10 protein-coding genes and 4 pseudogenes are annotated in these 12,312 nt (G+C 59.7%); 2 read left to right on the forward strand and 12 right to left on the reverse strand.

The annotated features are described in order from the left end of the window. Nucleotides 1-88 precede the first annotated feature (88 nt). The 8 genes and pseudogenes from scpB to B4968_RS08595 all read right to left on the reverse strand — a co-directional run bounded on the left by scpB (nucleotide 89) and on the right by B4968_RS08595 (nucleotide 7,907). Nucleotides 89-767: pseudogene (scpB, locus tag B4968_RS08565) on the reverse strand (SMC-Scp complex subunit ScpB). Next, nucleotides 764-1,561, reverse strand: coding sequence for a segregation and condensation protein A (locus B4968_RS08570; protein WP_083098235.1), 798 nt, complete (start codon nucleotides 1,559-1,561; stop codon nucleotides 764-766). The pseudogene scpB and the gene B4968_RS08570 overlap by 4 nt, the downstream one beginning before the upstream one ends. After that, complete coding sequence (nagZ, locus tag B4968_RS08575; RefSeq protein WP_083098236.1) at nucleotides 1,554-2,558, reverse strand: beta-N-acetylhexosaminidase; 1,005 nt, start codon at nucleotides 2,556-2,558, stop codon at nucleotides 1,554-1,556. Before nagZ ends, B4968_RS08570 begins: the two co-directional genes overlap by 8 nt. After that, nucleotides 2,558-3,421 carry an SPOR domain-containing protein gene (locus B4968_RS24275; protein WP_241525643.1) on the reverse strand — a complete coding sequence of 288 codons (864 nt, stop codon included), beginning with the start codon at nucleotides 3,419-3,421 and terminating at the stop codon, nucleotides 2,558-2,560. Before B4968_RS24275 ends, nagZ begins: the two co-directional genes overlap by 1 nt. After that, nucleotides 3,421-3,951, reverse strand: coding sequence for a hypothetical protein (locus B4968_RS24280; RefSeq protein WP_241525644.1), 531 nt, complete (start codon nucleotides 3,949-3,951; stop codon nucleotides 3,421-3,423). Before B4968_RS24280 ends, B4968_RS24275 begins: the two co-directional genes overlap by 1 nt. Nucleotides 3,952-4,314: 363 nt before the next feature. Next, nucleotides 4,315-6,061, reverse strand: a pseudogene (gene argS / locus B4968_RS08585) (arginine--tRNA ligase); the annotation flags it as partial. A 214-nt stretch (nucleotides 6,062-6,275) separates the two neighbouring features. Further along, the gene (locus B4968_RS08590; RefSeq protein WP_241525645.1) at nucleotides 6,276-6,530 is read right to left on the reverse strand and encodes a YciI family protein; all 255 of its coding nucleotides are present in this window, start codon (nucleotides 6,528-6,530) and stop codon (nucleotides 6,276-6,278) included. A gap of 225 nt (nucleotides 6,531-6,755) precedes the next feature. After that, a pseudogene (locus tag B4968_RS08595) lies at nucleotides 6,756-7,907 on the reverse strand (deoxyguanosinetriphosphate triphosphohydrolase). Nucleotides 7,908-8,014: 107 nt separating this feature from the next. On the opposite strand from B4968_RS08595, the gene B4968_RS08600 reads away from it, so the two are divergent. Continuing rightward, nucleotides 8,015-8,332, forward strand: coding sequence for a HesB/IscA family protein (locus tag B4968_RS08600; RefSeq protein WP_083098238.1), 318 nt, complete (start codon nucleotides 8,015-8,017; stop codon nucleotides 8,330-8,332). Nucleotides 8,333-8,600: 268 nt separating this feature from the next. Here B4968_RS08600 and B4968_RS08605 read toward each other — a convergent pair whose 3' ends face one another. From B4968_RS08605 to B4968_RS08615, 4 genes and pseudogenes are all read right to left on the reverse strand, one after another. Further along, on the reverse strand, nucleotides 8,601-9,410 hold the full coding sequence (locus tag B4968_RS08605) for a DMT family transporter (protein ID WP_338153233.1): 810 nt from the start codon (nucleotides 9,408-9,410) through the stop codon (nucleotides 8,601-8,603). Between the two features lie 5 nt (nucleotides 9,411-9,415). Next, the gene (locus tag B4968_RS26110; RefSeq protein ID WP_420916496.1) at nucleotides 9,416-9,772 is read right to left on the reverse strand and encodes a DUF6902 family protein; all 357 of its coding nucleotides are present in this window, start codon (nucleotides 9,770-9,772) and stop codon (nucleotides 9,416-9,418) included. 22 nt (nucleotides 9,773-9,794) lie between these two features. Further along, nucleotides 9,795-10,616 (reverse strand): annotated as a pseudogene (locus B4968_RS08610) (DUF6902 family protein); the annotation flags it as partial. 119 nt (nucleotides 10,617-10,735) lie between these two features. Further along, a complete protein-coding gene (locus B4968_RS08615; RefSeq protein ID WP_139792665.1) occupies nucleotides 10,736-11,041 on the reverse strand; it encodes a DUF6749 family protein in 306 nt (101 codons plus the stop codon). 366 nt (nucleotides 11,042-11,407) lie between these two features. Here B4968_RS08615 and xth point away from each other — a divergent pair, with 366 nt between their 5' ends. Then, entirely contained in the window at nucleotides 11,408-12,214 is an 807-nt protein-coding gene (xth, locus tag B4968_RS08620; RefSeq protein ID WP_083098241.1) for an exodeoxyribonuclease III, read from the forward strand. Nucleotides 12,215-12,312 lie beyond the last annotated feature (98 nt).

The raw sequence follows: 12,312 nt of genomic DNA on the forward strand, positions 1-12,312 counted from the left end.
TCCCGGCTGCATCACTGGGCTCTGAAAAACCCTAGCAGCAAAATCGGGCAATTCCTTGACCGCGCCTTACTAGCAGCGATCAGTGTTTTCAGTCTCCAAACAGTTCGGGCTGATCACCGACCTCGTCATCGTCATCCGCCGCCCTGCCCCAGTGGCAGAGATCCCGGAGGCGGTCTGTTTTCCAAAAGACCCGCCGCACGCAGCTCTTTCAGACCGGGCAGGTCGCGGGCGCTCTCTAGTCCGAAATGGTCAAGAAACACCGGTGTCACCACAAAGGTCACCGGACGCCCCGGTGTCATCCGCCGCCGACCGATGCGGACCCATTCCATCTCCAAAAGCTGATCCACTGTGCCGCGCGACACTGAAACACCGCGAATTTCCTCAATCTCGGTGCGGGTCACTGGCTGATGATAGGCGATGATTGCCAGCGTCTCAATCGCGGCACGGCTCAGCTTGCGGGTCTCAACAATCTCTTTTTGCATCAAAAACCCAAGGTCGGGTGCGGTGCGCATGGCCCAGGCGTCACCGACCCGCACCACCCGCACGCCACGTCCCTCGTAGCGTTTGCGCAGATGTTCCACCGCTTCACCCGGATTGCAGCCATGCGGCATCCGGCTCTCCAGATCCCGCAGCGTCACCGGGGTCGAGCTGGCAAACAGCACCGCTTCGACCATACGTTCCTGTTCGGCCATTGGTGGTGCGTCAAACAGGCTGTCGCTGTCGCTCTGCTGTGCGCCGGGTGGCGTCGCGCTGTGAATATCCGTCATCTGTCCCCGTCCAGGCTGCGCAGCTGAATAGGCGCAAAATCCTCATTTTGGCGAATCTCAAGCCGCCCTTCCTTGACCAGTTGCAAGGAGGCGGCAAAGGTCGCCGCCGTGGCCGAGCGCCGCTTGACCGGGTCCTTGTGCCAGCCATCAGGCAGGTAGCTCAACATATCTGTCCAATCCCCCGTAAAACCAAGGAGGGCGCGCATCCGCTCCAGTGCCTCTTCCATCGTAAAGACGCTGTCGCGGTCCATTACAAAAGGCCGGAAATCATCCTTGGTGCGGATCCGGGCATAGCCCTGCATCAGATCAAGAAGATTGGCAGAATAGGTCACGGTGCGAATACGCTGAATGTCTTCGTTCTGACCGCGGGCAAAGAAATTTCGCCCCATTTGATCCCGTCCCATCAGACGGGCGGCAGCATCGCGCATCGCCTGCAACCGCTCAAGCTGAAAGGCCAGATGTGCGGCCAGTTCTGCCCCTGACGGGCCCTCCTCGGAGGGGTCCGGCGGCAGCAGCAGGCGCGATTTCAGATAGGCCAGCCAGGCCGCCATAACCAGATAGTCGGCTGCCAGTTCAATCCGCAGTTCCTTGGCGTGCTCCACAAAGGTCAGATACTGACGGGCCAGCTCCAGCACCGAAATACGCCGCAGATCGACCTTTTGGGTGCGTGACAGGCTCAACAACAGATCGAGCGGCCCTTCAAAGCCGTCGACATCAACGATCAGGGCCTCGGCCGCCAGCCTCTCTTCGACCGACTGCGAGGTGACCTCGTGAAACAGGTTCTGCTCAGACATAGACCTTTCCGCCCATCAGGGCGTCAAGTTCGGCCTCAGCGCCTCTTGTGTCAAGCGCCTTGGGAGAAAGCCTTTGGGCCAAAGCGACCTCGGCCCGGACAAGCCCGGCTGCATCCATCTCTCCGGCGGCCTCGGCCACGGCGCGACGGTCCTCCAGGCTGGCATTGCAATAGAGCACCAGATCGCAGCCTGCGCGGCGGGCAGCAGCGGCATTTTCCGCTGGCGTGCCCTGCAGGGCCTTCATGGAGATATCATCGCTCATGATCAGCCCGTCAAAGCCAATATCGCGCCGGATCATCGCCATGACCTTTGCTGATACGGTGGCTGGCTGGCGATCCAGCGCCTCATAAACCAGATGCGCTGTCATGCCGAGCGGCAGGTCATTCAGGTTCTGGAACACCGCAAAATCCTGCGCTACAAGCTCGGGCAATGCCGTCGCCACATGCGGCAGATCCTTGTGGCTATCTGCAGTGGCCCGTCCATGTCCGGGCATGTGCTTCAGCACCGGTAACACGCCGCCATCAAGATGCGCCTGAGCAACCGCGCGGGCCAGCTCTGTTACCTGCTCAACACTGTCGCCGTAGCAGCGGTTTTGCAAAAACGGATGGGTGACAGGTGACAGCAGATCCGCAACCGGCGCGCAGTTGCTGTCGACACCCAGATCATACAATTCCTGCGCAATCAGCCGATACCGCAGATATAGCGCCCGTGCCGCCTGCTCCCCGGCTGTGGCCACATGCTCCAGCGGTGACATCCACTCACGCGCCAGCGGGCTGCGCAGGCGCTGCACCCGTCCGCCCTCCTGATCAATGGTGATCAGGCATTGACGCCCGACCGTCTCCCGCAGCTCGGCGCACAGGTTGCGAACCTGATCCGCACTGGCGATATTGCGGGCAAAAAGGATAAAGCCAAAAGGGTTGGCGTCGCGAAAAAATGCCTTTTCAGCTGCGGTCAGCCGTAGCCCTTCGGCATCGAGAATGGTCGCCCCAATCGCCATCAGCGCGTGGTGACCGGGATGCAATCCGCATTGCTGGCCACCAATGTGGAGCAGAACCGACGTGCGTCCGACAGCCCGGCGAACCCCATGGCACGCAAACGATAAAACGTCCGGCCGCCACTTTCGGCGCGCTGCACCCGGGTCTTACCCTCAAGGTAGTCCTCAAACCGGGCATAGATCCGATCCCATTCTGCGCGTGCGACTTCTGCACTTTCATAGGCGCCAAGCTGGGCCAGGCGTGTCCCGGCAGGCAGATTATTGGGGTCGGCCTCAAGAGTCGCCCGAGCTGCGCCCGCAGCAGGCTGCGCCACAGCAGAGCTGAAACGCGCCGGACGCAGATTGGGCCGCAGTGAGATTTTGATACCTGGCGCGCTGCGCAGGGCAGAGACCGGGGCGGAAGCCGCGCTGACAGCGGCAATTTCGATCGGTACAAGCGGTGTCGGCTGGACGATGGCAGGCGCCTGCGCCAGCGGGGTCGCAGCAACCGGTCTCGCTCTTTCTCCCAACGGTTCAATCCCATCGGTGAGTTCTGCCACCAAGGCGTCAATATCGCCGTTGCGATAGGCCGCCACCGATGCCTCAGAGACCTGCGCCGTCTGCGCGGCCCCCTGGTTGATCACCTGGGGCTGAAAATCGTCCATTGGTATCGCCAGACGGGACATCGGCTTGTCATCTTCCGCCAGTTCAATGGGTTGCGGTGCCAGGGTCAGCCGGTCAGCCGGTGCTTCGGCAGCGCCGTTGGCTGCCACAGAGTTCACGGCCAGCCCCTGATGGTCCGCCTGACTGCCGCCCGGATTTGCAGGCTGCGCCCGCATTGGGCCATCAACCGCGCGCACGACCGGAACACCGCTGACATCGCGCATCACCAAACTATATCCCCGGCCCCAATCCCAACGACAATCGCAAGGGAGGCAACCGCGCCCAAAAGGCTGGCCGCCCGTGCCACGCCAGAACGGGCAAGCGGCGCCGGATAGCTCGTGTCGTCATAGCCGTAGTCTTCAGTTGGCTCAGCCTCATAGCCATAGCTATGCTGCTGTGCCGCGCCATAGGCCAACCCCTGCGACGCAGTCGCCGCCGTGTTCTGATAGGCGTCATTGGCGGCTTCATACTCTTGATCAGCATACGTCTGATCAGCAAAGTTCTGATCAGGGTAGCTTTGCGCCGCAAACCCCTGAGCGCCAAATGCGGCATCGCTGGACGACACACCATAACTCTGTGCCCCGATGCCGGGCACGGCGTAGTCTTCGCTGACGTAGTCCTGCAATTTTGGTTTTTGAACAGCCTCGGCAGTCGGGCCTGGATTTGAAAAGGAGACCGAGACGGCGACGTCCTGATCCGCGTCTCCCTCCAGAACGCTTGGCCGGTAGTTGGCGTGCAAGTCCGGACCTTCCACAGGGAAGAGACTGTTCGACCTAACCTGAGGAGAAGGCGACACAGGAGACTGGGGTCGCGGATCCGAATGAGAGTGAGCGGGAAAAGCAGTCCGAACAGCCAAATGTGGCTGCACTGTCACTCGTGGCCCGCCCGCCCGCTGGCCTGGCGCCTGCGGCTGTGGGTCTGGCGCCTGCGGCTGCGCATATTGATCATTGGCGCCCTCGTTGCGGGTGACACCATTGGAATTGGCCTGACCGGCGCCCGCCTGCGCAAAATACGCCATAATCCGCCTCACTGCCCGCAGCACCAGACGAGATCACTCTCGCTGGCTGCTTTTGGGTCTCTTGAACCGCCTCAGTCCGGCGGTGTGGCGGTTTTGTTTTCGCATCTCTTGCGCCGGGTTTGACGCCAAGAATACCAAGCCCTGCGGAAATAACAATGGAAACGCTGCGCGCCAGCGCCAAATTGGCATGTGTTGCCGATTCGCTGCTCTCGTTAACAAATAGTAAACCAGTTTCTGCCTTCCCAAGATGGTACAGCGTGTGCAGCTCGGATGCGAGATCATAGAGGTAAAAGGCGATCCGGTGCGGCTCGTTGCTGCGGGCAGCAATTTCGACCTGGCGCGGCCATTCTGCCAGTTTCTGCAACACAGCCAGCTGCGCCGGATGGCTGATCTCAGCCTGAGATCAGCGCCTTGCAGGACCGTATCACTGGTCTCAAATCCGACCTCCGCCGCCTTGCGCAGCGTGGAACAAATCCGGGCATTGGCGTATTGCACGTAGAAAACCGGGTTGTCCTTTGATTGCTCCAGCGCTTTGTCGAGATCGAAATCAAACCCCTGGTCGTTCTTGCGGGTCAGCAGCATAAAGCGGGTGACATCCGCGCCCACAGCCTCAACCACATCGCGCAGGGTGACAAAGGTCCCCGCCCGTTTCGACATCTTGAATTCCTGGCCGTCCTTGAACAGCTTTACCAGCTGGCACAGCTTGATATCCAGCGGTACCTTGCCATCGGACAGTGCCGAGACAGCAGCCTTCATCCGTTTGACATAGCCACCATGGTCGGCGCCAAAAACATCAATCAGCTCATCAAAGCCACGGCTGATCTTGTCATAGTGATAGGCAAATATCGGGTGCAAAATAGGTCCAGGCGCCATCCGATTTTTTCACCGCCCGATCCACATCGTCTCCGTGATCGGTGGATTTGAACAACGTCTGCTCGCGTGGCTCCCAATCGTCAGGCTTTTTGCCCTTTGGCGGCTCAAGAACGCCCTGATAGATCAACCCCTTGCTTTCCAAAGATGCAAGCGCCGCCTCAATCCGGCCGGTGCCGTAGAGGGATTTTTCCGAGTAGAAAACATCCATCTCGATGCCCAACAGAGCGAGGTCAGCCCGGATCAGATCCATCATTGCATCCGTTGAGAATTCCCGGATCTCTGCCAGCCAGACCTCCTCGGGCTTACCAACATAGGCATCCCCAACCTTGTCCTTGAGGGCCTGTCCGACAGGCACCAGATAGTCACCGGGATAGGTGCCATCGGCAAAAGCAACCTCCTGGCCGTGGGCCTCCAGGTAGCGCAGGTAGACTGAGCGCGCCAGAACATCCACCTGACCGCCACCATCGTTGATGTAATACTCGCGGGTAACCTCATAGCCGGCGTAGGCCAGCAGCGAGGCAAGTGCGTCGCCAAAAACCGCGCCACGGGTATGGCCCACATGCAAGGGACCGGTGGGATTTGCCGAGACATACTCGACGTTGACTGTCTTGCCCTGCCCCAGACCCGCACGGCCAAAGTCAAGCCCCGCCTGCAGAACCGCCCCCAGCACCCCCTGCCAGACGGCAGGCGCCAGACGCAGGTTGAGGAACCCGGGGCCAGCCACCTCAGCCGAGGTGATGCGCGCGTCCGCATCCAGCCTTGCAGCCAGAGCCACGGCAATGTCACGCGGCTTCATCTTGGCGGGTTTTGCCAGCACCATGGCCGCATTGGTCGCCATATCCCCATGCGCGGCATCGCGTGGTGGCTCGACGGCCACATTGGCAAAATCCAGCCCCTCAGGCAGCGCGCCTTCAGCGGTCATTGCAGTGAGGCTGTCGATCACAAGCGAGCGGATATCGGAAAAAAGGTTCATCTCTGGCGTCCCATTGGTTCGGCTTTGCGGCTTATCATGCCTAGCCCAAGGGTCAACCTTTCTATGCGTCACTTTGCGTCTGGCGCGCCCCTGCGGCCGTTCCAGCCATAAAGCAGATCCATCGGTGCTGCCAGAATTTTACCCAAGGCTGCTATCTGTTCCCAGCGCCGCTGAGGCAGCTGGACCGGTAACTCTCCAATGCAGCAGTGGCTAACTATACGGTTTGGCCGACCGCTACAGCGTCCCACTCTGTGATCTTATAGCGGCGCAAAGAGGCGACATAGTAGGGATCAGATATAATCAGCCGCTCGACATCTGTCCGGCTTTCAGCTGAGACATTCCAGATGGCAGCCGGGAAGTCCTGCATCGGGCGCATCGCCAGTGCGCCCCCGATCTGCAGGTGCGGCTGCGCCCGCACAAAGGCGATATGGGCCACTCGACGGGCCTTATCTGCCCGGATCCGGGTCATCTCCGGCGCATCCTGAAAGCTTACGGTCCACTGCCTCATAGCAAGTTCTGTATCATAGTGATGTCTGACCTGTTGTTCGCGCTCGCCCCATAGAAAAAGCCAAGGCACGTGCCATCATAGGGCCAGTTTTCATCAGCGTTACTGCCAGTGCCAAGTCAGCCAGTGCCAAGACACCCTGTGACAAGACTGCGCCAACAGCCCTCCGCCAGTATTCCCTCTGGAGGCTTAGGCGATCAGTCCCGCCTGCTTGAGCTGTTCATACTGTTGCAGCGCAAACCGGTCGGTCATGCCCGCAATGTAGTCCGAGATAATGCGCGCCAATGCGACGTCACCTTCCGCGGCCTTGATCTCTTCATGCCAGCGCTCTGGCATCTGCAAAGGATTGGCCAGAAAATAGGGGAAAAGCGCTTCGACCACGCGCGCCATGCGGACCCGCACCTCCATCACCGAGGGGGCGCGGTACATGCGACGGAACAAAAAGGCGCGGATTTCCTTCAGATCCCGCCACAAATCTGGTGAAAAGACTACCACAGGCCGCCCCAGTGCCCGCACCTCTTCGACGCTTTGAACGCCGCTCTCAGTCAGGGCCTGGCGCGACGTGTCGATCACGTCTGCGACCATAACGCCAAAAACCCGGCGCAGCGCCTCATGGCGGCGGCGCAGGGGATCGAGACCGGGATACTTGCGGTCAACCTCAGCGTAGGCCGCGCCTATTATTGGCAGGTGGGTGATCTCGTCATCCCGAAACAGCCCCGCACGCAGCCCGTCGTGCAGGTCGTGATTGTTATAGGCGATATCATCCGACAGAGCGGCAACCTGTGCTTCGGCGCTGGCATGCGTGTGCAACTCAAGATCCATCGCGGCGTTACATTCCGCCAGCGCCCAGGGCAACTCGCCCAGCACAGGCCCGTTATGTTTGGCAATCGCTTCAAGGGTTTCCCAGGTGAGGTTCAAGCCATCAAACTCGGCATAGTGACGTTCAAGGCAGGTAACAATGCGGATGGCCTGGGCATTGTGATCAAAGCCCCCGTAAGGCGCCATCAGCGCATGCAGCGCGTCCTCTCCGGTATGACCAAAGGGCGTGTGCCCCAGATCATGTACCAGCGCCACAGACCTCAGTCAGCTCTTGATTAAGACCCAGCGCAGCCGCAATGGTGCGGCCGACCTGCCCCACCTCGATTGAATGCGTCAGGCGGGTGCGGAAATTGTCGCCCTCATGTTCAACAAAGACCTGGGTCTTATGTTTCAGGCGGCGAAAGGCACTGGCATGGATGATCCGATCCCGGTCGCGCTGATAGGGGGAGGAAAGCTGCTTTCCTCCTCGCAGATCAGCCGACCCCGGCTTTGATCCGGTTTGGTGGCATAAGAGGCATGCAACACTAATCTTTCTCCCCACGAAATCTTGTCGTCATGAAATCTTGTCGTATTGGCCGCACCTTTCTATATAATGGACAGCACTGCAATACAGCATTGGGAGAGACCATATGCACCTGCCACCAAAAGTAACCGATCGGGCCTTTGCCCGCCTGACTGAAATTGGTGCTGCGACGCAGGGCCAGGCGCTGCGTATCGCCGTTGAGGGCGGGGGCTGTTCGGGCTTTCAATACGAAATCGCACTGGACGCACCAAAGGACGACGATCTTGTGCTCGAAAAACAGGGCGAAAAGGTGGTGTTTGATAGCATTTCACTGCCGTTTCTGGAAAACGCGGTGATCGACTTTAGCGAAGAGCTGATTGGCGCGCGTTTCACCATCGAGAACCCCAATGCCTCCTCCAGCTGCGGCTGCGGCACCTCTTTTTAGATGTAGCAAGGGTCGGCTCGGACCGGGTAGCAAGGGTCCGCACGGGCCGGTGAGCCTCTGTGCTATCGCCGCCCGCCTACCCGCTTTCAAGCACGGGATCGCGTTCAAGCACAGGGTCGCGGCGCGATGCCTCCTCTGTCCGAGCGCGCCGAAAGATGCGCCGGTGGGGTGTCGCTGGCAACACCTGCCCCTTTAGCAGGAACAGCCCGGACGCGATCACAATGATGCCGCCAATCCAGGTTCCCTGCTTTGGCGGCATCGCCAAAGATCACCGCCCCAATCGACAGCACCAGATGAATTGCAGGTTCATCAGGGGCATCACCACATAGGCAGGCAACAGGCGCAGGGCCGCAACCGCCAGCCAACGCGCGGCAAAAAGCAAGGCCGCATAGGACAGTGCCCAGGCCAGATCCCCAATGGGCATCGGCTGCCAGACCAGCGGCAACAGCGGCAACATGGCCAGGCACAGGGCCAGATTAGGATAGAAAACCTGTGGCAAAAGATCGCTGTCAAACCGGCTGATGTAGCGGGCCATAATCATCGAAAGCGTCCCAAGACCCGCAGCCATCAGAGCAAAAAAATGCCCAGCAGAGATCGAAGACACACCACCGGGGAACAGGAACAGTACTCCGACAAACCCCACCACCAGTGCGATCCAGGCCGACGGCCTGATCCGTTCGCGCAGGATGACGCCCGACAAAGCGCCAGCCATCAGCGGCATCAGCCCGATAAACAAAAAAACCTGCGCAAAGGGCAGCAGGCGGAACGCATAAAAGAAACACGAGGCGGCAAGCAACGTCGCCAAACTGCGCAGGGCCATGGCGCCCGGACATTTTGTGCGCCAAACGCCGCCTCCCGCATCAGGCTTGCCATCCCCCTGATGCCCTGAACGCTCTATAGGCCAGATCTTGTGGCACCAGCAGACCAAGACCGACAAAACCGCAATCACGGCACCGGAAAGCGCATAAATCTGGGCCGCCTCATAGCTGCCCGCAAGCAATTTTGTGATGCCATCCGCCGAAGAAATAACACCGGTGTAGACAACCACCATTAATGCCCCAACCAGCGGTTTGGACATCTGGATCATCTTCTCGCGGCCTGCGCAGGCTCAGCTCCAATTGTGCCCAGACGCGCAAACCCTTCAAAGAAAACTTCGAAATCCATGCAGCTTTGCTCTGCCGCGCCAAGGAGCGCATTGTCGGCCTCAGATAGCTCGGCCGCAACCCGAGAGCGCAGAGACTGCCAGTCTGCTGCCGAGTCTGTTGCCCAGTCTGCGGCAGTGTCCCCGACGGAAAACACCGCCTGCGAGAGGCTGTGCAAAATCCCCTGTTGCACCGGGGCCTGAAACCGCAATGCCCCCTCCGGAACCGCATGTTGGAAGGCCGGGCCAACCCGCAGCGCCTGATGCCAATTGCTGAACAAGAAACATGTGATAGTCATCCTGAGCGAGCTGCGGCGCGCTCTGAACCTCGTCAGCCAAAAGCGCAAAACCCCGGTGATGGTTCAGCAACCAGGCCTCCCAGAGCTCTGAGGGGGTCTGTCCGCTATACCGCAAGGCAATGCAGACCTCAGACAACAGATCCGCGTCGCGGTCCAAAAATGCCAGCGTTCCAACATGGTTGAGGCTTTGCCTCGCCGCAGGCGAAAGTCCCGGATCACACCGTCCATAGTCGCTCAGATAGAACACGATATGCGTCAGCTCATAGGCCGCCTTGCGGTTGGGTAAAGCGAACTGGGCCGTGGCGTCCATAAACCGGTGTAGCCGCTCATTGAGCCCCGGGACCTCCAGCTCCACCCCACGACGCGCCAGCAACCGACGGGCCTCTGCCCGTTGCAGATCCGACAGCTCATGAGCCGGAAGATCCTGCTGGTGCACCCATTGGGCCAAAGCTTCGCTCGGCACCTGACCCATCTGAGACATCCCAGACCCAAACCCTGAATGTGGGCGGCCATGCCCAACGCCATCCCCAACCAGGCCAAGATCCTCAAGATCCATGCAGATGGAGAGGATAAACCGGTAGTATTGGCGAAAGAAACACAGATGCCGCGCAGCCCCTGCGTAGAACGCGCGCAGCGGTGCAAGGGCGGTCTCACTGAGCAAAAGCGGTGCGCCGTGCAGCGCGCCTGTGCAGTGCAGAATATTCAGCAGCTCGGCGTTTTCCTTGAGCCAGAAGACATCCTTTTGGTCGCGGCGCCCCTGGGCAAAGGCAGCAATCAACCGGCCATAGGTCTGCGCGCGGCTTTGTGGCTCATTTTTGTTTGGAAACCTCAGGATCTGCGCCATTTCTGCCTTCTCTTCATGTTTTCTGTGCTCATCCCCGCCTTTTACAGGGCATGCCAACTGGGGCGGGCATGGCGCGCGCCAACCTTTGTGGCGCGCGCCGAGATCTTAGCTGCCGGGCCTTAGCTGCCGGAAGAAAACAGGCCGACGCATTCGCCGGTCTCAACGCCTGCGGCTGTTGCCGGGGAGGAGCCGGAAGAGAACAGCTCCACCAGCGCGCCCGCCGATTGGTCCCCTCTCGCCTGAGGTGCCGAGCCCGAGGAAAACAGCATCGTGCCCTCACCTGTCCAGCTGTCGCTCATCTGCGGCGCCGATCCAGAAGAATAGAGCTCAACCCCATCGCCGTGAAACAGGCTGTGCGCCCCGGCCTCAGCATCAACCTGAGCAACAACAACACTAGCGGTTTGGGACTTTAACAAAGCAGTCATGGGAACCTCCATAGATTTCAACAGTCACCCCAAGACGCTTGCATGACCAAACACCCCTTAAAATAGAAATTTTCAACCCATGGCTGCTATACAGGAATTACCAACCTTAACTTTTATCCATATTTACATGTTACTTTTCAAATAACTAATTCAATCCCCAGACCCTATCCCCCCTTATCCACAGCCCTGCAAACGCAAAGCAAGGCAAGCTCCCGCAGGTTGCATAGACTACGGATGCAAAACCTCGGTTAGCCGGGGCGTAATTCTCACCTTTGATTCGCAAAAACAGTCGCCCCCTTGCTCCACCGCGACTATTCAGCGATAGATCAGCCTCAGCATCACAATCGCCGTGGCAGGAGACGCTTAATGAAAATCGCCAGCTTTAACATCAACGGTATCAAGGCGCGCGCCGCCGCCCTGCCGCAATGGCTCGACGAGGCGCAGCCCGATGTTGTCGTGCTGCAGGAAGTCAAATCCGTGGACGAAGCCTTTCCGCGCGCGCTTTTTGAAGACCGTGGGTACAACGTCGAAACCCACGGGCAAAAAGGCTTTAACGGGGTCGCCATTCTGTCAAAACTTCCGCTGGAGGATGTGAGCCGTGGCCTGCCGGGGGACGACGACGACCTCCAGGCGCGCTGGATCGAGGCTACGGTTGTGGGCAAGCAGGCGCTGCGCATCTGCGGCCTCTACCTGCCAAATGGCAACCCGGTTGAACTCAACCCGGATGGAAGCCCCGTTGCTGGTGGCAAATACGCCTATAAACTGGCCTGGATGGAGCGCCTGAAAGCCCGTGCTCAGGCGCTGCTGAAAAGCGAAATGCCGGCTCTGATGGCCGGTGATTACAATATTATCCCGCAGGCCGAGGATGCAAAGCGGCCCGAAGCATGGATCGAGGATGCACTGCACCGCCCCGAAAGCCGCGCCGCCTATCAGCGCATTGTCAACCTGGGCTTTACCGAGGCCTTTCGGGCGCGCCATCAGGGCCCCGGCCACTATTCTTTTTGGGACTACCAGGCCGGAGCCTGGAACAAGGATGACGGCATTCGCATCGACCACTTTCTGCTCAGCCCGCAGGCCGCAGACCTATTGCTGGACTGCCAGATCGACAAAGAGATCCGCGGCCGTGACAAGCCCTCAGACCATGTACCGATCTGGGTCGAGCTGGACATCTGATCCTGTGCAAAAAGGCTCCTGCGCAATTTCCCCCTCCTGCCCCCGCTCCTGTGCTCTGAGGTAGCCCTGCGCTCCCAGGTAACTTTGTTGCGCACCGG

The organism is Pseudophaeobacter leonis, assembly GCF_002087335.1.
GTDB lineage: Bacteria > Pseudomonadota > Alphaproteobacteria > Rhodobacterales > Rhodobacteraceae > Pseudophaeobacter > Pseudophaeobacter leonis.